Source organism: Streptomyces sp. NPDC050674, from assembly GCF_040654575.1.
GTDB lineage: Bacteria > Actinomycetota > Actinomycetes > Streptomycetales > Streptomycetaceae > Streptomyces.
Window position 1 is genome coordinate 1 of sequence record NZ_JBFAIG010000021.1, and the last position, 20,406, is coordinate 20,406.

Annotated in this window: 20 protein-coding genes and 1 tRNA gene; 10 read left to right on the top strand and 11 right to left on the bottom strand. The window is 70.8% G+C overall.

The features are described from left to right. Both AB0I06_RS28945 and AB0I06_RS28950 read left to right on the top strand, forming a co-directional pair. The coding region (locus AB0I06_RS28945) for a hypothetical protein (RefSeq protein WP_363121778.1) at positions 1–310 on the top strand (310 nt) is incomplete at its 5' end. Between the two features lie 333 nt (positions 311–643). Next, positions 644–1,513, top strand: a complete 870-nt coding sequence (locus tag AB0I06_RS28950; protein WP_363121779.1) for a fused MFS/spermidine synthase — start codon at positions 644–646, stop codon at positions 1,511–1,513. A gap of 52 nt (positions 1,514–1,565) precedes the next feature. On the opposite strand, the gene AB0I06_RS28955 is transcribed toward AB0I06_RS28950, so the two are convergent. Next, positions 1,566–2,096, bottom strand: a complete 531-nt coding sequence (locus AB0I06_RS28955; RefSeq protein WP_363121780.1) for a hypothetical protein — start codon at positions 2,094–2,096, stop codon at positions 1,566–1,568. Positions 2,097–2,227: 131 nt separating this feature from the next. Here AB0I06_RS28955 and AB0I06_RS28960 point away from each other — a divergent pair, with 131 nt between their 5' ends. The 5 genes from AB0I06_RS28960 to AB0I06_RS28980 all read left to right on the top strand — a co-directional run bounded on the left by AB0I06_RS28960 (position 2,228) and on the right by AB0I06_RS28980 (position 7,733). Beyond that, entirely contained in the window at positions 2,228–2,932 is a 705-nt protein-coding gene (locus tag AB0I06_RS28960) for a response regulator transcription factor (protein ID WP_363121781.1), read from the top strand. Beyond that, on the top strand, positions 2,929–4,326 hold the full coding sequence (locus AB0I06_RS28965; RefSeq protein ID WP_363121782.1) for a HAMP domain-containing sensor histidine kinase: 1,398 nt from the start codon (positions 2,929–2,931) through the stop codon (positions 4,324–4,326). The genes AB0I06_RS28960 and AB0I06_RS28965 overlap by 4 nt, the downstream gene beginning before the upstream one ends. Before the next feature lie 183 nt (positions 4,327–4,509). Continuing rightward, complete coding sequence (locus tag AB0I06_RS28970) at positions 4,510–5,823, top strand: ABC transporter substrate-binding protein (protein ID WP_363121783.1); 1,314 nt, start codon at positions 4,510–4,512, stop codon at positions 5,821–5,823. 33 nt (positions 5,824–5,856) lie between these two features. After that, positions 5,857–6,840 (top strand): sugar ABC transporter permease, encoded by a 984-nt coding sequence (locus AB0I06_RS28975; RefSeq protein WP_363121784.1) that lies wholly within the window; start codon positions 5,857–5,859, stop codon positions 6,838–6,840. Continuing rightward, on the top strand, positions 6,837–7,733 hold the full coding sequence (locus AB0I06_RS28980) for a carbohydrate ABC transporter permease (protein WP_363121785.1): 897 nt from the start codon (positions 6,837–6,839) through the stop codon (positions 7,731–7,733). The genes AB0I06_RS28975 and AB0I06_RS28980 overlap by 4 nt, the downstream gene beginning before the upstream one ends. 65 nt (positions 7,734–7,798) lie before the next feature. On the opposite strand, the gene AB0I06_RS28985 is transcribed toward AB0I06_RS28980, so the two are convergent. From AB0I06_RS28985 to AB0I06_RS29000, 4 genes are all read right to left on the bottom strand, one after another. Beyond that, positions 7,799–9,235, bottom strand: a complete 1,437-nt coding sequence (locus AB0I06_RS28985) for a GH1 family beta-glucosidase (protein ID WP_363121786.1) — start codon at positions 9,233–9,235, stop codon at positions 7,799–7,801. 98 nt (positions 9,236–9,333) lie between these two features. Beyond that, positions 9,334–10,242, bottom strand: coding sequence for a carbohydrate ABC transporter permease (locus AB0I06_RS28990; RefSeq protein ID WP_062927022.1), 909 nt, complete (start codon positions 10,240–10,242; stop codon positions 9,334–9,336). Positions 10,243–10,254: 12 nt separating this feature from the next. Then, positions 10,255–11,262, bottom strand: a complete 1,008-nt coding sequence (locus AB0I06_RS28995; protein WP_363121878.1) for a sugar ABC transporter permease — start codon at positions 11,260–11,262, stop codon at positions 10,255–10,257. A 5-nt stretch (positions 11,263–11,267) separates the two neighbouring features. Then, positions 11,268–12,590, bottom strand: coding sequence for an extracellular solute-binding protein (locus AB0I06_RS29000; protein ID WP_363121787.1), 1,323 nt, complete (start codon positions 12,588–12,590; stop codon positions 11,268–11,270). A 409-nt stretch (positions 12,591–12,999) separates the two neighbouring features. On the opposite strand from AB0I06_RS29000, the gene AB0I06_RS29005 reads away from it, so the two are divergent. Continuing rightward, positions 13,000–14,055, top strand: coding sequence for a LacI family DNA-binding transcriptional regulator (locus AB0I06_RS29005; protein ID WP_363121788.1), 1,056 nt, complete (start codon positions 13,000–13,002; stop codon positions 14,053–14,055). Between the two features lie 34 nt (positions 14,056–14,089). Here AB0I06_RS29005 and AB0I06_RS29010 read toward each other — a convergent pair whose 3' ends face one another. The 6 genes from AB0I06_RS29010 to AB0I06_RS29035 all read right to left on the bottom strand — a co-directional run bounded on the left by AB0I06_RS29010 (position 14,090) and on the right by AB0I06_RS29035 (position 18,770). Continuing rightward, entirely contained in the window at positions 14,090–14,620 is a 531-nt protein-coding gene (locus tag AB0I06_RS29010; RefSeq protein ID WP_363121789.1) for an NUDIX domain-containing protein, read from the bottom strand. A 21-nt stretch (positions 14,621–14,641) separates the two neighbouring features. Further along, positions 14,642–15,829 carry an MFS transporter gene (locus tag AB0I06_RS29015; protein ID WP_363121790.1) on the bottom strand — a complete coding sequence of 396 codons (1,188 nt, stop codon included), beginning with the start codon at positions 15,827–15,829 and terminating at the stop codon, positions 14,642–14,644. Positions 15,830–15,929: 100 nt separating this feature from the next. Continuing rightward, a tRNA-His gene (locus tag AB0I06_RS29020) sits at positions 15,930–16,002 on the bottom strand. Positions 16,003–16,117: 115 nt separating this feature from the next. Beyond that, positions 16,118–16,720, bottom strand: a complete 603-nt coding sequence (orn, locus tag AB0I06_RS29025; protein ID WP_363121791.1) for an oligoribonuclease — start codon at positions 16,718–16,720, stop codon at positions 16,118–16,120. 103 nt (positions 16,721–16,823) lie between these two features. After that, positions 16,824–18,059 (bottom strand): helix-turn-helix domain-containing protein, encoded by a 1,236-nt coding sequence (locus AB0I06_RS29030; RefSeq protein ID WP_363121792.1) that lies wholly within the window; start codon positions 18,057–18,059, stop codon positions 16,824–16,826. Between the two features lie 378 nt (positions 18,060–18,437). Then, positions 18,438–18,770, bottom strand: a complete 333-nt coding sequence (locus tag AB0I06_RS29035; RefSeq protein ID WP_363121793.1) for a hypothetical protein — start codon at positions 18,768–18,770, stop codon at positions 18,438–18,440. A 307-nt stretch (positions 18,771–19,077) separates the two neighbouring features. On the opposite strand from AB0I06_RS29035, the gene AB0I06_RS29040 reads away from it, so the two are divergent. Continuing rightward, on the top strand, positions 19,078–19,605 hold the full coding sequence (locus AB0I06_RS29040; RefSeq protein WP_363121794.1) for a universal stress protein: 528 nt from the start codon (positions 19,078–19,080) through the stop codon (positions 19,603–19,605). Between the two features lie 124 nt (positions 19,606–19,729). Further along, entirely contained in the window at positions 19,730–20,290 is a 561-nt protein-coding gene (locus tag AB0I06_RS29045) for a GPR1/FUN34/YaaH family transporter (RefSeq protein WP_363121795.1), read from the top strand. Positions 20,291–20,406 lie beyond the last annotated feature (116 nt).

Genomic DNA, 20,406 nt, shown 5'->3' on the forward strand with positions numbered 1-20,406 from the left:
GCAGGGGCTGGAGGCGGTCGACATCCTGCGGCGCGGACCGGCCGACGCGGTGGGGCCCGTGCTGCACGACGGCGGCGACACCCTCGGTTTCCTGGTGCCGCCGGGGACGGCCGCCGCGTGGGACGTGCCGGGGAGCACGTGCACGCGGACCGAGGGGCACGGACCGGCACGGGCGCCCGAGCCCCCCGTGGAGGGTTCGGACTGGCTGCTGCCGCCCGGCGAGGCGGACCTCGCGACCGACCCGGCGGTGCTCCGTGAGGCCCTGGGGGAGGCGGCCCGGATGATCCAAGCGGCGGACAGCTGCCGCTGAGGCCGCGGCTGCCGTTGGGGCTCGTGATGCCGGGGCGGTGAAGTGTTCGGGGCGGGTGAAGTGGCTGTGGTCGGCGGAGTCTCCCGGGCCGGCGGAGTCTCCCGGGCCGGTGGAGTGTCCCGGGCCGGTGGAGTGTCCCGGGCGGCGGATCGTCCCGGACCGGCGGAGTCTCCCGGGCCGGCGGAGCGGGTGAGGTCGCTAACGCGTCCAGGCTCGCCGACGCGTTCGAGGGCGACGGCGCGTTCGAGGCCACCGGCGTGTCCGAGGCCACCGGCGCGTCCGAAGCCGTCGGCGCGGACGTTCCGCTCAGCCGCCCACCCCGATAATGGCCCCATGGGAAAGTCCAGGGGCGGCCGGCGCCGACAGGCCGGTGCGGAGGCCGTCGTCGAGAGCGTCGACGGCGGGCTCGCCGAGCTGATACCCGACCGCGAGCGGGCCCGGGCCTGGAGCCTGGTGATCGACGGGGCCCCGCAGTCCCACGTCGACCTGGACGACCCGTCCCACCTGTCCTTCGAGTACCAGCGCCGCCTCGGGCACGTCATCGACCTCGCCGCCCCGCCCGGCCGGCCCGTGCACGCGGTGCACCTCGGCGGCGGGGCCCTCACCCTCGCCCGTTACATCGCCGCCACCAGGCCCCGCTCCACCCAGCAGGTCGTCGAACGGGACGGCCCCCTCGTCCAGCTGGTCCGCCGGGAACTGCCGCTGGATCCCCAGGCGCGCATCCGGGTGCGGTCCGCCGACGCCCGCGAGGGCCTCGCCAAGGTGCCCGACGGCTGGGCCGACCTCGTCATCACCGATGTGTTCAGCGGAGCCCGGACACCGGCGCACCTGACCTCGACCGAGTTCCTCGACGACGTGCGCAGGGCCCTCAAGCCCGGCGGTGTGTACGCCGCCAACCTCGCCGACGGGCCGCCGCTCGCCCACCTGCGCGGCCAGGTCGCCACCGCCGCGGCCCGCTTCGAGCAGCTCGCACTGGTCGCGGACCCGGCGGTGCTGCGCGGCAAGCGCTTCGGCAACGCCGTGCTGGTCGCCTGCGACCACCCGCTGCCCGTCGCCGAGCTGACCCGCCTCGCCGCCTCCGACCCGCATCCCGCCCGCGTCGAACACGGCAGGGCGCTCAGGGACTTCACCGGCGGGGCCGCGCCCGTCACGGACCTCGCGGCGGTGGCGTCACCCGCCCCGCCGCCTTCGGTGTTCAGATGACCGCCGACGGCACGGACAGACGCCGACGGGCATCGCTGAGCGCGCAGGGCACTCAGTAGGTCCCGATCTGCACGCGGGGCGGTCCGTCGTGCCAGGTGCAGAACACCGACACCCGGTCCGCGCCCGAGGCGAACTCCACGCGGATCCACGACTCCGTCTTCCACACCTGCATCGACCAGCCCGCCCCGGGCGTCGCAGAGACGAGGGAGGCGGAGGTCTTCCCCAGGTCGAAAACGGCCCGGCCGCCTTCGGTGTCATAGCCCTCGACCCGGCCGGAGGCGGCGGCCGGGGCGGTGCGGGGAGAGGGCGTGGGGGAGGGCGTGGAGGAGGGGCCCGGTCTCGCGGACGCGGACGCCGCAGGCGTGCCCGCCTCGCGCGGCTTCGGCGGACGTGTCCGTTCCGGCGGTGGGGCGGGCGCCTTCGGCTCCTGCGTGGACGACGTGTCGGCGGCCTTGACGGGCAGGGCGCGCGGCGGGTCGTAGGCCGTTCCCGCCATCACCGTGTGGACACCCCACCACGACAGCGTGACCGCCGCGCCCGTGGCGAGCAGCCAGGCCAGTGTGTGGACGAGTCCTCTGCGCATCGCCGGCCATACTGCCTCACGCGTCCCGGGCGTTGTCCACAATCGGGTTCCTCCAAGGGCAAGTTGTCACCAGCCGGGGAGTTGTCCACAGGCCCGCACCCGGCTGTTCGAGATGGCGTACGGTGCGGCGCATGGCAAGTGTGCTCGTGGTCGAGGACGACCCGTTCGTGCGCTCGGCGCTGATCCGGCACCTGACCGACGCCGCCCACACCGTGCGCAGCGTCGGGACGGCGCTGGAGGCGCTGCGCGAGGTCGCCCATGTCCGCTTCGACGTGGTGATCCTGGACCTCGGACTGCCCGATCTCGACGGGTCCGAGGCCCTGAAGATGCTGCGCGGGATCACCGACGTCCCGGTGATCGTCGCCACGGCCCGGGACGACGAGACGGAGATCGTCCGGCTGCTGAACGCCGGAGCGGACGACTACCTCACCAAGCCGTTCTCGGTCGAGCACCTGTCGGCCCGTATGGCGGCCGTGCTGCGCCGCGCCCGCTCCGGCGGCACAGAGGGGGAACCGGCCCCCGCGCTCCGGGTCGGCGGCCTGACGGTCGACCCGCTGCGCCGCCGGGCGGAGCTGGACGGCACGCGCCTGGACCTCACCCGCCGCGAGTTCGACCTGCTCGCCTTCCTGGCCCGCCGGCCCGGCGTCGTCGTCCCGCGCAAGGAACTGCTCGCCGAGGTGTGGCAGCAGTCCTACGGCGACGACCAGACCATCGACGTCCATCTGTCCTGGCTGCGCAGGAAACTGGGCGAGACGGCGGCCGACCCGCGGTATCTGCACACCCTGCGGGGCGTCGGTGTGAAGCTCGAACCACCGGGGGCGGGAGCGCCGCGATGAGGTGGGCCCTGGTCAAGGTGGCGCTGGCGGTGACCACCATGGTCGTGGTCGCCTTCGCCGTGCCGCTCGGGCTCGTCATCCGCGAGATGGCCCGCGACCGCGCCTTCTCGGGCGCCGAGCGGGAGGCCGCGGCCGTCGCCCCCGCCCTGTCCATCACCACCGACCGCGACCAGCTGGAGCGCGTCGTCGCCTCCGCCGGCTCCGACGCAGGGATGGCCGTGCACCTCCCCGCGGGCGACGGCCGGGACGCCCTGCGGCTGGGGCGGCCACGCGCCGCCGATCAGGACGTCGAGACCGTGCGGAAGCTGGGCCGCGCCTCCACCGCCGCAGTCCCCGGCGGCTCGGCCCTGCTCCAGCCGGTCGCGCTCAGCACCGGCAGGATCGCGGTCGTCGAGGTGTACGTGCCGGAGTCCGACGTCACCAACGGCGTCGGCACGGCCTGGGCGGTGCTCGGCGCGGTCGGGGTAGCGCTGATCCTCGGCTCGGTCGCGGTCGCCGACCGGCTGGGCGTCCGCATGGTCCGGCCCGCGCAGCGCCTGGCCGAAGGGGCGCACGACCTGGGGGAGGGCCGCCTGGGCGCCCGGGTGCCGGAGGAGGGACCGCCCGAACTGCGGCTCGCGGCGGTCGCGTTCAACTCGATGGCCGACCAGGTCGTCCAGCTCCTGGCGAACGAGCGGGAGCTGGCGGCCGACCTCTCCCACCGGCTGCGGACACCCCTGACCGTGCTGCGGCTGAACACCGCCTCGCTGGGGCGGGGACCGGCCGCCGACCAGACCCGGAGCGCGGTGGAGCAGCTGGAGCGCGAGGTCGACACCATCATCCGTACGGCGCGCGAGGCCAAGCCCCAGACGGCGGCGGCCGGTCCGGGCGCGGGGTGCGACGCGGCCGAGGTGGTCCGGGAGCGGATGGCGTTCTGGTCCGCGCTCGCGGAGGACGAGGGCCGCACCTGGCGGGTGGCCGGGGCCGACCGGCCGGTGCGCATACCCGTGGCCCGCGGTGACCTGGCCGCCGCGCTCGACGCGCTGCTCGGCAACGTCTTCCGGCACACCCGCGAGGGCACCGCGTTCGCGGTCGACGTGCACAACGGCGAGGACGCGGTGATCGTCCTCGTCTCCGACGCGGGCCCCGGCATAGCCGACCCCGAGGCGGCGATGGCACGGGGCCGCGGTTCCGGCAGCGACGGCTCGACCGGGCTCGGCCTGGACATCGTGCGCCGGCTCGCGGAGTCCACCGGCGGGGACGTGCGGATCGGCTCCTCGGTGCTCGGCGGCACCGAGGTGCGCATCCGGCTCCAGCTGGACGGCCGCGCCCCCGCGCGCGGAGGGCACCGCCAGCTACGACGCCGCCGCCCCCGCGGACTGGCTGCCGTATACAACCGCTCCCGGACCCACTGACCGCTCTCGTGAGGGTCTTCACGTGTCGGTCACGTTTCGACAAATGAAGGGGACGGCTCTTGACGCATGACCGGACATGCGGCTGTCATTGCGCCACCGTGTTCGGTCAAGTTGATTTCTGGTCGATTAAGACGGGAATCACGCCACACCCCCGTGGCCGAACCCTGCCTTCAGGAGCCGTCCATGCACGACCTCTCTCCCTCCGGTTTCTCCCTCACCGCTCCCAGCCGCCGCACCCTGCTGCGCGGCGTGGGCGGCGCGGCCCTGCTCGGCGCGGGGATACCCCTGCTGAGCGCCTGCGGCGGCAGCGGCTCGTCCGCCGACCCGAAGACGGTCAGTCTCGGCTCCAACTCCTCCGACGCCGTGCCGAAGAAGGCGTTCGCCGAGATCTACGCCGCCTTCACGAAGAAGTCCGGCATCAAGGTCGACGTGAACACCAAGGACCACAACACGTTCCAGGAGCAGATCAACTCCTACCTCCAGGGCACCCCGGACGACGTGTTCACCTGGTTCGCCGGCTACCGCATGCAGTTCTTCGCCTCGAAGAAGCTGGCCACGCCGATCGACGACGTGTGGCAGAAGATCGGTGGCAACTTCCCCGAGGCCATGAAGAAGCTCAGCAAGGGCGAGGACGGCAAGTACTACTTCGTGCCGCTGTACACGTACCCGTGGGCGATGTTCTACCGCAAGAGCGTCTTCGCCCAGCACGGCTACAAGGTCCCCACCACCTGGGACGACTTCGTCGCCCTGTGCAAGCGGATGAAGAAGGACGGGCTGGTCCCGATCGCCTTCGGCGACAAGGACGCCTGGCCCGCGATGGGCACCTTCGACCAGATCAACTTCCGCACCAACGGCTACGACTTCCACGTCGAGCTGATGGCCGGCAAGGCCTCCTGGACCGACCCCAAGGTGCGCAAGGTCTTCGACCGCTGGACGGAGATCCTGCCCTACCACCAGGACGGCGCGGTCGGCCGCACCTGGCAGGACGCGGCGCAGACGCTGGTGGCCAAGAAGGCCGGCATGTACCTCCTGGGCACCTTCGTCGGCCAGCAGTTCACCAACAAGGCCGACCTCGACGACCTGGACTTCTTCGCCTTCCCGGAGATCGACCCGCAGTTCGGGCAGGACACCGTCGAGGCCCCGACCGACGGCTTCATGCTCTCCAAGGCCCCGAAGAACCACGACGGCGCCGTCAAGCTCCTGGAGTACCTGGGCACGCCCGAGGCCGAGCAGATCTACCTCAAGGCCGACTCCAGCGTGGTGGCCGCCTCCACCAAGGCCGACACCTCCTCGTACACGGCGCTCCAGAAGAAGTCCTACGAGATGATCTCCGGAGCGAAGAGCCTGACGCAGTTCATGGACCGCGACTCCCGCCCGGACTTCACGTCCACGGTGATGCAGCCCGCGCTGCAGAACTTCGTGCGCAACCCGAAGAACATCGACAGCATCCTCTCGTCGATCGAACGACAGAAGAAGACGATCTTCGCCTCCTCCTGACCGGAAACGGAGACTCGACGACTCGGATCTGACATGACTGCCACCCCCGCGAAGGCTCCGGAGTCGGCCACCCCGCCGGCTCCGGGGCCCGCCCCCACGTCCCGAACCGCCAAGACGCCGCACGGACACCGGCGTCTGCTGACCCGCCGCGACCGGATCACGCTCGGCCTGATGGCCGGGGTGCCGACGATCCTGCACGTGGTCCTGGTGTGGCTGACCGCGCTGGCCTCGATCGCGCTGGCCTTCACCACCTGGGACGGCATCGGCTTCGACTCCATCAGGTGGGTCGGCCTGCAGAACTTCCGGGAGCTGTTCACCAGCAACCCGCAGTTCTGGCCCGCCGTCGAGCACAACGTCATCTGGTTCGTGGTGCTCATCCTGCTGCCCACCCCCTTCGGCCTGTTCCTGGCCGTGCAACTGGACAAGAAGATCCGCTTCAGCCGCGTCTACCAGACCGCGTTCTTCCTGCCGGTCGTCATGTCGCTGGCGGTCATCGGCTTCGTCTGGCAGCTGATCTACAACCCCGACACCGGCCTGATCAACAGCGTCATCGGCGCCAACAAGCCCGGCCACTACATCGACTGGATCGGCGACCCCGACCTCAACCTCTGGGCGATCCTCGTCGCCGCGTCCTGGCGGCACGCCGGCTACATGATGATCCTCTACCTCGCCGGCCTCAAGAGCGTCGACCCGGCCCTGCGCGAGGCGTCCGCCCTGGACGGCGCGAGTGAGTGGCAGACGTTCAAGAACGTCATCTTCCCGACCCTGCGCCCCACCAACACCGTCGTCCTGGTCGTCACCATCATCGAGGCACTGCGCGCCTTCGACCTGGTCTTCGTGTTCAACAAGGGAGCCCAGGGCACCGAGCTGCTGTCGATCCTGGTCACCAACAACATCATCGGCGAGTCCAGCCGCATCGGCTACGGCTCCGCGATCGCCGTGGTCCTGCTGGTGATCTCCCTCGCGGTGATCATCCCCTACCTGATCGCCACCTTCCGGAAGGAGCGGCGCGCATGAGCTCCCCGAGCGCCCTGAGTGCCCCGCGCACGCAGCGCACCCCGATCCGCCCCGCCCGGATCCTGCTGCACACCTTCCTCGTCGTCACCGCGCTGGCCTGGCTCGCCCCCCTGCTGTGGGCGCTGCTCGCGGCGATGCGCCCCTACGGCGAGACCAGCACCAGGGGCTATGTCTCCTGGCCCGACAAGCTGACCTTCGACAACTTCACAGGCGCCTTCCAGCAGTCGGACATGCTGCACTACTTCGGCAACACGCTGATCATCGCGGTCCCGGCCGTGCTGCTGACGCTGCTGCTGTCGTCGATGGTCGCCTTCTACGTCAGCCGCTTCGACTTCCGCCTCAACCTGTTCCTGCTGCTGGTCTTCACCGCCGGCAACCTGCTGCCCCAGCAGGTCATCATCACCCCGCTGTACCGGCTCTACCTGCTGATCGACCTGCCCGGCATCACCATGAGCGGCAAGCTCTACGACTCCGCCCTCGGCCTGGTCCTCATCCACGTCGCCTTCCAGTCCGGCTTCTGCGCCTTCGTGCTCAGCAACTACATGCGCTCCCTGCCCCACGAGCTGACCGAGGCCGCCCTCGTCGACGGCGCCTCCGTGTGGCGGCTGTACTGGCAGATCGTGCTTCCCCTGTGCAAGCCGGCCATGGCCGCCCTCGCCACCCTGCTCTCGATCTGGATCTACAACGACTTCTTCTGGGCCATCGTGCTCATCTCCACCGGCGAGAACATGCCCATCACCTCGGCGCTGAACAACCTCTCCGGCCAGTACTTCACCGACCCCAACCTGGTCGCCGCCGGAGCCCTCCTCACCGCGATCCCGACCCTGATCGTCTACTTCGCGCTCCAGCGCCAGTTCGTCAGCGGTCTCACCCTCGGCGCCAACAAGGGCTGAGCCGTCCCGGACGGAGTGGGGCGCGGCGCTCCCCCCGAGCGTGCCGCGCCCCCTTCCCCCGTCGGTCAGACGGCCTCCACCTCGGGCAGCGAGCCGGTCCGCGCCGCCCGGCCGTACCACTGGGCGCTCGTCTTCGGCGTGCGCTCCAGCGTCGCGTAGTCCACGTAGACCGCTCCGAAACGCTTGCCGTAGCCGTACGACCACTCGAAGTTGTCCAGCAGGGACCACAGGTAGTAGCCGCGCACGTCCGCGCCGTCGGCGATCGCCCGGCGGACCGCCGAGAGATGGCCGTGCAGGTAGGCGACCCGCTCCGGGTCGTGCACCCGGCCGTCGGAGTCGACCTTGTCGTCGTAGGCCGCGCCGTTCTCCGTGATGTACAGCGGCAGGCCCGGCGCCTCCCGGGTGTAGCGCATGATCAGCTCGTGCAGGCCGGTCGGGTCGATCGTCCAGCCCATCTCCGTACGGTCGCCGGGCGTCTGGTGGAAGGCGACGTCGTCGGCGGCCGGCCACGGCGAGTGGTCGCTCGCCCCGTGCCCGTCGGCGCGCGGCGCCTTCGCCGACGCGTCCGCGGCCGAGACCAGCGCGGGCGTGTAGTAGTTGAGGCCCAGCGCGTCCAGCGGCTGGTTGATCAGCTCCAGGTCGCCGTCCAGCACGTGGTCCCAGTCCGTCAGGCTCGCCGTCGCCACGTACAGCGACTCCGGGTAGGCGCCGTGCAGCATCGGGCCGTGGAACACGCCGTTGGCCAGGTCGTCGATCCTGCGGGCCGCCGCCAGATCCGCCGGGTCCTGCGAAAGCGGCCGCACCACCGAGGAGTTGAGGCTGATCGCGACCGAGTTGCGGGCCGGCATCACCGACCGCAGCGCGGACGCGCCCAGCCCGTGCGCCAGGTTCAGGTGGTGCGCGGCCCGCAGCGAGGCCGCCGGGTCGGTACGGCCCGGGGCGTGCACCCCGGAGGCATAGCCCAGGAAGGCGCTGCACCACGGCTCGTTGAGCGTGATCCACTGCTCCACCCGGTCGCCCAGCGCCTCGCCGACGATCTGCGCGTACTCCGCGAACCGGTACGCCGTGTCACGCTCCGGCCAGCCGCCCGCGTCCTCCAGCTCCTGCGGCAGGTCCCAGTGGTAGAGCGTGACGGCCGGCTTGATGCCCTTGGACAGCAGCTCGTCCACCAGCCGGCGGTAGAAGTCCAGACCCTTCTGCACGGCCGGGCCCCGGCCGGTCGGCTGCACCCGCGACCAGGAGACGGAGAAGCGGTAGGCCCCCAGGCCCAGCTCCGCCATCAGCGCCACGTCCTCGCGGTAGCGGTGGTAGTGGTCGACAGCGATGTCACCGGTCTCACCACCGGCGGTCTTGCCCGGCGTATGGCTGAAGGTGTCCCAGATCGACGGCGTACGGCCGTCCTCCCGCACCGCGCCCTCGATCTGGTACGCGGACGTCGCCGCGCCCCACAGGAAGGCGGGCGGGAAGGTCACGGGAGTGGCCGGGTTCTCGGAGTCAGGCATGGAAGCGCTCCCAAAAGGGGTCGTGTGGACCGACGAGCGGATGGGGGGAGGAGGAAAGGGGCCGAGGCGGCAATGGCTCGACCCCCGGGAAGCAGGACTCAGCCCTTCACGGCGCCCTGCATGATGCCGCCGACGATCTGCTTGCCGAAGATCGCGAAGACGATCAGCAGCGGCAGCGTGCCCAGCAGCGCGCCGGCCATGATCAGGGACTGGTCGGGCGTATAGCCGCGTCCCAGGCCCGCCACGGCCACCTGCACGGTCGGATTGCCGGTCTGGGTCAGGACCAGGAAGGGCCACAGGAAGTCGTTCCAGGTCTGCACGAACATCAGCATGCCCAGAACGGCCATCGCGGGCCGCGCGGTCGGGAACACCACGTGCCACACCACGCGCCAGCTGCTCGCGCCGTCCACCCGGGCCGCCTCGATGATCTCGTCCGGCAGCGCCTGGATCAGGTACTGCCGCATGAAGAACACACCGAACGCGCTCACCAGCGACGGGAAGATCACCGCCTGGAGCTGATCCGTCCAGTCGAGCTTGGCGACCATCATGTACAGCGGGATGATGCTGAGCTGCGGCGGCACCATCATCGTGCCGATCACGATCAGCATCGCCGCGCCGCGGCCCTTGAAGCGCAGCTTGGCGAAGGCGAAGCCGGCGATCGTCGACAGGAACACGATGGTGAACGACGAGATGCCGGCCACCAGCGTGGTGTTGAGGAACGCCTCGCCCAGATTGGCGTCCGTCCAGGCCACTTCGAGTTTGTCGAAGAGACCGGAGCCGAACCAGAACGGCGGCGGGGTCTGGGCCAGCCGCTGGTTGTCGCGCGAGGCGGCGATCGCCGTCCACACCAGCGGGAACAGCGAGATCACGGTGAACAGGGCGAGGATGACGTAGGCCACCGGGCCGGCGTGCAACTGCCCGCCCGCGCGTGCCGCCTTCATGCCACGTGACCGCTTCGGCGGCTCGGGGACCGCGTCGGCCGGGGGTTTCGTCAGGGTCGTCGTCACGGCCGGTTCTCCTTAGCTACTGGCGCGCAGCCGGCGCGAGATGACGTAGTTGACGACCCCGATCACGATGAGGATCAGGAACATCGTCCAGGCGATGGCGGAGGCGCGGCCCAGGTGCTGGTTGACCCAGCCCTGCTCGTACAGGTACAGGCCGAGCGTCTGGAACTGGTGCTGGGATCCGCCGGAGGCGCCCTTGTTCGCGTCGAACAGCAGCGGCTCACCGAACACCTGTGAGGCGCCGATGGTCGACACCACGACCGTGAACAGGATCGTCGGACGCAGCGAGGGCAGCGTGACGTGGAGGAACTGCCGCCAGCGGCTGGCTCCGTCCAGCGCCGCCGACTCGTACAGGTCCTGGGGGATCGCCTGCATCGCGGCCAGGTAGATCAGCGCGTTGTAGCCCGTCCAGCGCCAGACGATGATGCTGGACACCGCGATCTGGGACGGCCACTTGTCGTTCTGCCAGTCGACGTGGTCGAAGCCCACGGCGTTCAGCACCCAGTTGATCATGCCGTAGTCGCGGCCGAAGAGCAGCACGAAGACCAGCGAGGCGGCGGCGATCGACGTGGCGTAGGGCGCCAGCATCACCACGCGGTAGAAAGTGGAGCCGCGCAGCTTGTAGTTGAGGATGTGCGCCAGGCCCATGGCCATCAGCAGCTGCGGGACCGTGGAGATGATGCCGATGGTCAGGGTGTTCTTCGCCGCGTTCCAGAAGAAGTCGTCGTCGAAGATACGGGTGTAGTTGCGCAGGCCCACCCAGTTCATGTCCGTGGGCGCCGTCAGCTCCACCTGGTGCAGCGAGGCCCAGCCCGTGTACAGCAGCGGGAACAGGCCGAACGCGAGGAAGAGCAGGAAGAACGGCGAGACGAACGCGTACGGGCTCCACCGCATGTCGCGCTGCCAGCGGCGGGAGAGCCGGGCGCGCTTCTTGTTCGCCGCCTCGTCATCGGCCGGCGGGCGGCCCGGGGCCGCGCCCCCCTCCTTCACGGGGGGCGCGGCGGTGTCGTGCCTGGTCGCCATTCCGGTCACTGGTCCAGGTTGTTGTCGATGGTCTTGACGGCCGTGTCCCACGCCTCCTTGGGCGACTTGCCCTGGGTGACGAGGATGACGCCGTTGTCCGTCAGGCCCTGCTGGATGATCTGGTCCTTCGGGCCGATGGTCTGCACCGGGCTGCTCTTGGCGGCCGCGGCGAAGATGGTGCCGATCGGCGCGTCACCGGTCATCTCGTTCTTGGCGTTCTTCACGGCTTCCGACTCGTAGGCGGCCGGGGTGCTCGGGAAGCTTCCCTGCACGGCGAACAGCTTGGCCTGCTGCTCGGGAGCGGTCAGCCAGGCGGCGAGCTTCGCGGCCTCCTCGGCGTTCTTGCCCGACTTGGGAACCGCCAGGAAGGAACCGCCCCAGTTGCCGGACTTCGGCGACGCGGCCACGTCCCACTTGCCCTTGGCCTCCGGCTTCGACTTGCCCTTGATGTAGCCGAGCATCCACGGCGGGCAGGACATCGCGGCGAACTTGCTGTTGGCGATCGTGGTGTCCCAGGCGGGCTGGAACTGTGTCTGGTTTCCGATCAGTCCGTCCTTCGCCGCCTTGGCGGTGAGGTCGAAGGCGGCCTTCACGGCCGGGTTCGACTTGTAGATGACCTTGCCGGAGGAGTCGTAGAAGCGGTCCTTCTCGCTGCTGAGGATCGCCTGGAGCAGACCGCCGGGGGAGTCGAGGAAGGTGGTGCCCTTCGGCGCCTTCTTCTTGTAGTCCTCGCCGACCTCGACCAGCTTGTTCCAGTCACCGGCCCACAGCTTGGCGACCTCCTCGCGGTCGGTGGGCAGACCGGCCTTCTCGAAGAGGTCCTTGCGGTAGCAGATGGCCATCGGGCCGACGTCCGTGCCCAGGCCGACGGTCTGACCGTCCTCGGTGGTGCCCTGCTGCCACTTCCACTCCAGGTAGTCGCTCTTCTTGCCGTACTTGGAGAGGTCCAGCAGCTTCGCGGACTGCGTCTTGACGATCTCGGCGATGTTGCCGACCTCGACGCCCTGGATGTCCTGGAGACCGCTGTTGGTGGTCAGGTGGTTGACCAGCGTCGGGTAGTAGTTTTCGTTCCGCTCGACGACCGTCTGCTGGATGTCGATGTCCGGGTGGAGCTTCTCGTACTCCTTGTAGAGCCCGGCCTCCTCGAACCCGAAGGTGCCGAAGAGCCCCAGGGTGATCTTCGTCTTGCCGCCGCCACCGCCGCTGCCACCCGACGAGGAGCCGTCGTCTTTGCCGTCGTCGGCACAGCCGGCCAGCAGCCCGGCGCCCAGCGACGCGACGGCCGCCACGACCATCGCCTTGCGGGCGGTTCGGATGCGTGCTCGCATGTCGTCCTCCTGTTGCCCTGACGTGCCGACCCCCCGGCCAACTGCATGTGTCGGACCGTTTTACGCGTTTAAGGCTCGGGCGGGGAACGTGCGGGTTGTGTATGTGTCAGGTACTGTGGGAGCGCTCCCACCAGTGATGTGTTGAAGAGTCCCCGGTCCCGGCGGGGGTGTCAAGGGACCGGACAACGACAGACGCGTTCAGTTATCGGGCTGTTAACTGGACCCCGGCCGGGACCGGTTGCTGCCCGCACCGGTGACATCAAGCCGCCCCGGACGCCGGTCACACCGGCTCGCGAGCCGAAGCGGAAGGCCGGGGGCGGCGAGCCGGCGGCGGCGGTCAAGGGGCCTACGGGCCTGTTAAATTCCAGGCCAGTCGCAGAGTGCGGGCGTGGACGGGAAGGCGGAGCCCATGGCAACCCACGGAGCGCGGGGCCGAAGCGGTGGCCGGCCCACCCTCGAAGAGGTGGCGGCGCGCGCAGGTGTCGGGCGTGGCACCGTCTCGCGGGTGATCAACGGTTCGCCCCGGGTCAGCGACGCGACCCGCGCGGCCGTCGAGGCGGCGGTCGCGGAGCTCGGTTACGTCCCCAACACCGCGGCCCGGGCCCTGGCCGCCAACCGTACGGACGCGATCGCGCTGGTCGTGCCCGAGCCGGAGACCAGGTTCTTCGCGGAGCCGTACTTCTCCGACATGCTCAAGGGCGTTGGGGCGGCGCTGTCCGACACGGAGATGCAGCTGCTGCTGATCTTCGCGGGCAGCGACCGCGAGCGCGCCCGCCTGGCCCAGTACCTGGCGGCCCACCGCGTGGACGGCGTCCTGCTGGTCTCGGTGCACGCGGACGACCCGCTGCCCGACCTGCTGGCGCAGCTGGAGATCCCGGCGGTGATCAGCGGCCCGCGCTCGTCCGCCGAGACCCTGCCTTCGGTCGACTCGGACAACTACGGCGGCGCCCGCCAGGCCGTCGAGCATCTGCTGTCCCGGGGCCGCAGCCGCATAGCGCACATCACCGGCCGCCTCGACGTCTACGGTGCCCAGCGCCGTGTCGACGGCTTCCGCGAGGCGCTGAGCGACGCCGGCCGCTGGGTGGACGAGGGGATGATCGAGGCGGGGGACTTCACCGAGGAGGGCGGGCACCGGGCCATGACCGCCCTGCTGGAGCGGCACCCCGACATCGACGCCGTGTTCGCCGCCTCCGACGTCACCGCCTCGGGCGCCCGCCGGGCGCTGCGCGAGGCGGGCCGCCGCATCCCGGAGGACGTGGCGCTCGTCGGTTACGACGACTCCGCCATCGCCCGCCACATGGAGCCGCCCCTCACCAGCGTCCGCCAGCCCATAGAGGAGATGGGCCGCCGGATGATCGACCTGCTGCTTTCGGAGGTCGCCGACCGCCGCCCCCTGGCGTCCCGGGGCCTGGAGCGCCGGCAGATGGTTCTGGCCACGGAGTTGGTGTCCCGGGCGTCGTCGTGAGAACGGGCCACCCGGACCGGCCAGGGTGATCGGTTCACGGAGGCGGGGGAGCCGGCCAGGGCGTGGCGGCGGGCGGTGAGCCGAGGCCGGGATGGCGCCGCAGGGCATCCACCCCGTCGGGCACGAAGAGCCACGTCCCGAGCGCCGCGTGCAACTCCGCCTCCCTCAACCACCCGTGCCAGGCGATCTCCGACGGGTCGGGGGTGAGGGGCTCCCTCACGACGGCCTCGTGCACGCCGAGCCAGTACGGGCTGATCGCCCCGCGGCAGAAGAACGTGAAGAGCGGCCGCACCGGTACCCGGACGCCCAGCTCCTCCGTCAGTTCCCGAGCCGCCGCCTCCTCGTACGACTCGCCGACCCCGACGCCCCCGCCGATCAGCCAGTCGTAGTGCCCCGGGAAGCGCGAGACGTGCTCAGGCCTGCGGTGCACCAGCACGCGCCCCAGCGGATCACGGCACACCGTGGTCGCGACACGGTGCGGCCAGCCGTTGCGGATCGCCTCGTCCCGGTCGACCACCCCCAGCACCCGGTCCTGCTCGTCGACCCGTTCCACCCGCTCGCCCATGGGTCTCACGGTCGCACGTCCTCATACCCGGGCCGGTGTCCGTCGTCGCAGCAGGTACACCGCCGCCGTCACGACCAGGACGGCCATGCACGCGATGAACACCAGCCCCGCACCCTCCAGGCCGATCGGCCCGGTCAGCAGGCCGACGCCGATCACCGGCAGGGAGATGCCCGCGTAGGCCACCACGAACAGGGTCGAGATCACCGCCGCCCGCCGGTGCCCGGGGGAGGCACCGGCCACCTCGGACAGGGCGCCGCGGAACGCCAGGCCCTGGCCGATGCCGCCGACGAGCGCGCTGGCGATCAGCAGCGGCATCCGGTCCCAGCGCAGTGCTCCCGCGAGCAGCGCGAGACCGGCGAGGAGCCCGGCGCAGCCCAGCGGGAGGGAGCGCCGTACACCGACCCGGCCGACCGCGAGCTGTCCGGCCGTCGACGAGAAGAAGGCCAGCGCGACGATCAGCCCGCTCACGGCGTGGTCGTCCACGTCCAGGGACTCCGCGAGGAACGCCGGGCTGACCGAGGTGAACACCCCGAACAGGGCGAACCCGACGAAGGCGGCGGTGGCGGCGGGCCCGAACACCGCCCGCACCTGCGACGGCAGTGCGGGCCGCTGCGGACGTACGGTGCGCAGCGGCTGCCGCTGCCGTACGGTCTCCGCGAGCCGCAGCAGGACGGCGGTCGAGGCGGCGACCAGGGCGAGATGGGTGACGAAGGGCAGATACAGCGGCCAGGGGGCGTACTCCGCGAGGATCCCGGAGAGCAGGGGACCGCAGCCCAGTCCGCCCATGTTGGCGGCCGTCGCCACGAACGTGGCCCGCGAGGCGCCGCCCTCCGGCGCCAGCTCCATCACGTACGCCGTGGCGGCCCCGGTGAACAGCCCGGCGGACAGCCCCGACAGCAGCCGCCCCGCGTAGAGCCAGCCGAGCCCCGTGGCACACAGGAAGCAGACGGCGCTCACCGCGGCGAAGCCCAGCCCGCACAGCAGGACCGGGCGTCTGCCCACGGCGTCCGAGGCGTCACCGACCAGGAGCAGCACACCGATCACGGCGAAGGCGTAGAGGGCGTACACCACGGTGACCGTCAGCTCGGAGAAGCCGAACTCGTCCTGGTAGAGGGGATAGAGCGGAGTCGGCAGCGTGGTGCCGGCCATGCAGACGGCGAAGACCGCCCCGCTGAGCACACACGCGCGCCATCCTGGGCGTCCGTCCATGCCGCCGACCGTAGCCGCGCCCCTGGGGCGTCACCTCGATCGGCGCGCTGGAAACGCTTCAGCCGGTGGCCTCTTTCGAAGCCACCGGCTGAAGACTCAGGGTGAGTGACGGGACTCGAACCCGCGGCATCCTGGACCACAACCAGGTGCTCTACCAGCTGAGCTACACCCACCATGACCGGCGTGGAGATCAGTGTTGTCCCCGACCGGCCGAGAAAAAGTGTACAGGGTCCGAAGGGGTGCTCGCGCCAGGCTTTCGCGGCGCCCCCCGACGGGCCCCTCGCCGGCCTACTGAGCAGGCAGGACGTGCTTGGCGGCGATCGTCCTCGCGGTGTCCGAGTCGGGCCCGGGCTGCGGGACGAAGACGGCCTCGCGGTAGTACCGCAGCTCCGCGATGGACTCGCGGATGTCGGCGAGCGCGCGGTGGTTGCCGTTCTTCTGCGGGCTGTTGAAGTACGCCCGCGGGTACCAGCGGCGCGCCAGCTCCTTGATCGACGACACGTCGACGATCCGGTAGTGGAGGTAGTTCTCCAGCGTGGGCATGTCCCGCAGCAGGAAGCCGCGGTCCGTGCCGACGGAGTTCCCGCACAGCGGGGCCTTGCCCGGCTCCTTGACGAACTCCCGCACGTACGTCAGGACCTGCTCCTCGGCGTCCTTCAGCGTCGTGCCCCCGGCCAGCTCGGTGAGCAGCCCGGAGGCGGTGTGCATCTGACGCACCACGTCCGGCATCGTCTCCAGCGCCTGGTCCGGCGGCCGGATGACGATGTCCACGCCCTCGCCGAGCACGTTCAGCTCGGAGTCGGTCACGAGGGCGGCCACTTCGATGAGCGCGTCGTCCGACAGCGAGAGGCCGGTCATCTCGCAGTCGATCCACACCATGCGATCGTTCATGTGTCTAACCTTACGGCCCGCCGCCATCGGCCGGGCCGTCCGTACCGGGAAAGCCGGAGGGCCCGCGAGGAGACGTGCTCCTCACGGGCCCGGTGCCACCGGATCAGTGCGCGCTGCGCTGCCCGGGCAGGCTCGCCGACAGGGCCGGCGACTGGCCGACCGCGCTCGCCGCCGCCGTACGGCGGGACTGGAGCGGGACCGGGTGCTCCGGGTGCAGCGGGGCCGGCGCCTGGCCGGGCGGGCCCGGGTGATGCCCCGGGCCCGGCATGCCGGACCCGGGAGCGCCGGGTGCGCTCTCGGTGTCCTGGGGCCGCTCGCCCTGCGGGCGCCGGGCACGGTACGCCGCCCGGTACGCGGCCGGGGACGAGCCCAGCTGACGGCGGAAGTGCCCGCGTAGGGCCACCGGCGACCGGAAGCCGCAGCGCCCCGCCACCTCGTCCACCGAGTAGTCGGACGTCTCCAGCAGTCGCTGCGCCTGGAGGACCCGCTGGGTGATCAGCCACTGCAGCGGAGCGCTCCCGGTCAGCGACCGGAACCGGCGGTCGAACGTACGCCGGCTCATGTACGCGCGGGCCGCCAGCGTCTCCACGTCGAACTGTTCGTGGAGGTGCTCCAGCGCCCAGGCGACGACCTCGGCGAGCGGGTCGGCGCCGATCTCCTCAGGTAAAGACCTGTCGAGGTAGCGCTCCTGCCCGCCACTGCGGCGCGGCGGCACGACGAGCCGCCTGGCCAGGGCCCCGGCCGCCTCGTTGCCGTGGTCCGTGCGCACGATGTGCAGGCACAGGTCGATGCCCGCCGCGGTCCCCGCCGAGGTCAGCACGTCGCCGTCGTCGACGAACAGCTCACGCGGGTCCACGTGCACCGACGGATAGCGCTTGGCCAGCGTCGGTGCGTACATCCAGTGTGTCGTCGCCGGGCGGCCGTCCAGCAGGCCGGCCGCCGCGAGGACGAAGGCGCCGGTGCACAGCCCGACGATGCGGGCGCCCTCCTCGTGGGCGCGGCGCAGCGCGTCGAGCGCCTCTTCCGGTGGTGGGGAAGTGATCGAGCGCCAGGCCGGTACGACGACCGTGCCCGCGCGTGAGATCGCTTCCAGGCCATGTGGTGCGGTGAGTTCGAGTCCACCCGTGGTCCTCAGCGGACCGTCCTCGCCCCCGCACACCAATAGGCGGTAGCGCGGTACGCCGGCGTCCTGGCGGTCAACCCCGAACACCGACAGTGGTATGGAACTCTCGAAGATGGGGCCGCCGCTGAACAGCAGCACCGCGACGATCTCCTTGCGGCGTCGCCCGGAAAGCTTCCGGGCCGCGGCTTCCGGCGCGGCAGTGGAGTCGTGGCTCATAACTGCTAAGCCCCCCTCGGTGGTCGCGGCTCCTCGGTTGTGTCGCTCCTGCACGTTTCCCCTTGGTCCTGCACGAGTCCCCCGCCGTAGACAGTCAAGATCGAATCTACTGTGTCCGGTCGCGCCGAAGTGGCCGGTTCGGCACTCGGCACATTGTCGACTTGGCAACTTGGCGTGAAGCATTCGATCACGAAGCGTTGCACTCGTGGGGCGTGCAGGGAAGTGCGCCTTGTCGCGGTGGCCAATCCACGTAGGGTGCGCGGACCCCCGAAGGCCCTTTCCGTGCAGGTCAAACGGGGGTTGGGGGGTAGGAGGACCGGGGGATGCACAGAGTCCGGAAGTTGGCTGAAAAGCAGCGTGCGCGTGCGCGGAAACCGGTCAGCCGACCGGTGTATCCCCTCCGGTGTGCCGTCCACCCCGGTGCGACCCCGTTCCGGTGCGGTGGCGCCTGCCCCGGTGAGGCGCCCGGTCCTCGGCCGCGAGCCGGGCCGCGCCACGCTCGGACTGACGCAGCAGGACCCGGCAGGCGCCCGTGACGGCCGCGAGCCCGAGGGCCGTGCCGGCGGCACCGGCCAGAGAGGTGCCGTAGCCGAGCAGCACCACCGGGACGATCAGGCAGCTGAAGGCGGCCCAGCGCACCACGTCCGTCGCGGTGTCCCGCGGCGGCGGGGTCGCGCGGTCCGCCTCGGCGGCGGTGCGTGGTGCGGACATGCTGACTCCCTGGGGCGTGGTTCACGGGGTTCAACGCGCGGCGGGGGCGTCGGTCACTGGCTGTTCCGCTCACCCTCGCGGGTAAGTGAATCCCGTGCAAACCGCCTGTACAGCGCAGCAACCATTGCGTTACGGGCGGTGCCTCGTGCATGCTCCCTGGAACCCGCACGCACCGTGAGCGGGATCTGGGCTAAGGAGGCGTGCCGCCGTACCCTTGGGGGTATGGGGTTGGGAAGACCATTCCCGGACACAGCTCCGCCGCACACTGTTGTCCCTCCCGTATAAGGATCACAACGCCGAGACAGCCATGGCCGGTCACGAATTCTTCGAACCCGCGGACCGCAAGCGGCCCGTCGCCGATCCCACGGCGGCCGAGCCCCTCGCGGCGGAAGAGCCACGCCATTCCTGCGATCCCGCCTTCAAGCACGGGGTCGTCGTCGGCTTCGACGGCTCCACGTCCAGTGAGCGTGCCCTGGCATACGCGATCGGCATGGCCCATCGCTCCCGGTCGGGCCTGATCATCGTCCACGTCGCCAACCGGCTGCCGACCACGGTGTGGGCGGGTTGCGAGCCGCCCGTCTTCGTGGATGTGCCGGACCACCGCACCGAGGTGCTCGGTCTGGAGCTGGCCTGCGCGGACTACCTCGCCGAAGTGCCCTGGATCCTGGTCGAGCGGGGCGGCGACATCTGCCACGAACTCGAAGAGGTCGGCCGGGAGTACGAGGCCGACGCCATCGTCGTCGGGTCCACCCACGGCATCGTGGGCCGTATCTTCGGCTCGGTCGCCGGGCGGCTCGCCAAGCGGGCGCAGCGGCCCGTCATCGTCATCCCCTGACCGCCACACAGCGGCAACTCCCTTGTGCGCCACGCGAATCTACTCCCGCGTAGAGGTGTTTGTGCCCTTGTGAAGGGCATATACGGAACACCGCACAACTGCACATGCACGAAGGGAGCCCGCCGTGGACAAAGACGTCTCCGCGGGAAGCGGAATCACGACCGTGGCCGGTCGACTCGCCCTCGCCATCACCCTGTTGGCCTTCGGGCTGGGGCACACCGCCCTGATCGACGGTGTGTCAGCCTCTGACGCCGCGTCAATCGCCCAGTACGTGGGCGGAGTCGCCCTCTTCGTCGCCGGCCTTGTGGCCCTGCGCGAGGGCGACGCCGCCGATGGGACGGCGTTCACAGTGCTCGGGGCCCTGTGGTTCACCTGGGCCGTGACCGAGGTCGCCTCCGGTAACGAGGCAGGGTTGTTCCTGCTGTTGTTCGCCCTGGTGGCGCTGTCCCTCACCGTCGCGGGCGGGGACCGGCTCGGACAGGGCGTGTACGGGCTGTTCTTCGTGTCACTGGTCCTGCTCGCGATCGCCGCGTTCGCGGAGAACGGCGGGCCGGCGAAGGCCGGGGGCTGGTTCGCCGTCGCCGCGGGCGCGGTGGCCTGGTACGCGGCGACCGCCGCGTTGGCGCACTGGCCCACGGCACTTCCGCGACGCGCTGCCGGCCGGGGCGTGACGGCCACCGGTTAGCCGCGCCGGCCGGGGAGTTGGGCGGCTTCCCGGTGATGAAACGGACCCCCCGTGCGTGGTGGCAGCACGTGGGGGTCCGTCCTCATGTGGTGGCCTGTGCGGGTGCGTTGTGGTTG

Excerpts from the sequence above, each read along its gene's own strand:
- AB0I06_RS28950 (WP_363121779.1), top strand. The coding sequence starts at position 644 with ATGGGAAAGTCCAGGGGCGGCCGGCGCCGACAGGCCGGTGCGGAGGCC.
- AB0I06_RS28955 (WP_363121780.1), bottom strand. The coding sequence starts at position 2,096 with ATGCGCAGAGGACTCGTCCACACACTGGCCTGGCTGCTCGCCACGGGC.
- AB0I06_RS28960 (WP_363121781.1), top strand. The coding sequence starts at position 2,228 with ATGGCAAGTGTGCTCGTGGTCGAGGACGACCCGTTCGTGCGCTCGGCG.
- AB0I06_RS28965 (WP_363121782.1), top strand. The coding sequence starts at position 2,929 with ATGAGGTGGGCCCTGGTCAAGGTGGCGCTGGCGGTGACCACCATGGTC.
- AB0I06_RS28970 (WP_363121783.1), top strand. The coding sequence starts at position 4,510 with ATGCACGACCTCTCTCCCTCCGGTTTCTCCCTCACCGCTCCCAGCCGC.
- AB0I06_RS28975 (WP_363121784.1), top strand. The coding sequence starts at position 5,857 with ATGACTGCCACCCCCGCGAAGGCTCCGGAGTCGGCCACCCCGCCGGCT.
- AB0I06_RS28980 (WP_363121785.1), top strand. The coding sequence starts at position 6,837 with ATGAGCTCCCCGAGCGCCCTGAGTGCCCCGCGCACGCAGCGCACCCCG.
- AB0I06_RS28985 (WP_363121786.1), bottom strand. The coding sequence starts at position 9,235 with ATGCCTGACTCCGAGAACCCGGCCACTCCCGTGACCTTCCCGCCCGCC.
- AB0I06_RS28995 (WP_363121878.1), bottom strand. The coding sequence starts at position 11,262 with ATGGCGACCAGGCACGACACCGCCGCGCCCCCCGTGAAGGAGGGGGGC.
- AB0I06_RS29000 (WP_363121787.1), bottom strand. The coding sequence starts at position 12,590 with ATGCGAGCACGCATCCGAACCGCCCGCAAGGCGATGGTCGTGGCGGCC.
- AB0I06_RS29005 (WP_363121788.1), top strand. The coding sequence starts at position 13,000 with ATGGCAACCCACGGAGCGCGGGGCCGAAGCGGTGGCCGGCCCACCCTC.
- AB0I06_RS29010 (WP_363121789.1), bottom strand. The coding sequence starts at position 14,620 with ATGGGCGAGCGGGTGGAACGGGTCGACGAGCAGGACCGGGTGCTGGGG.
- AB0I06_RS29015 (WP_363121790.1), bottom strand. The coding sequence starts at position 15,829 with ATGGACGGACGCCCAGGATGGCGCGCGTGTGTGCTCAGCGGGGCGGTC.
- orn (WP_363121791.1), bottom strand. The coding sequence starts at position 16,720 with ATGAACGATCGCATGGTGTGGATCGACTGCGAGATGACCGGCCTCTCG.
- AB0I06_RS29030 (WP_363121792.1), bottom strand. The coding sequence starts at position 18,059 with ATGAGCCACGACTCCACTGCCGCGCCGGAAGCCGCGGCCCGGAAGCTT.
- AB0I06_RS29035 (WP_363121793.1), bottom strand. The coding sequence starts at position 18,770 with ATGTCCGCACCACGCACCGCCGCCGAGGCGGACCGCGCGACCCCGCCG.
- AB0I06_RS29040 (WP_363121794.1), top strand. The coding sequence starts at position 19,078 with ATGGCCGGTCACGAATTCTTCGAACCCGCGGACCGCAAGCGGCCCGTC.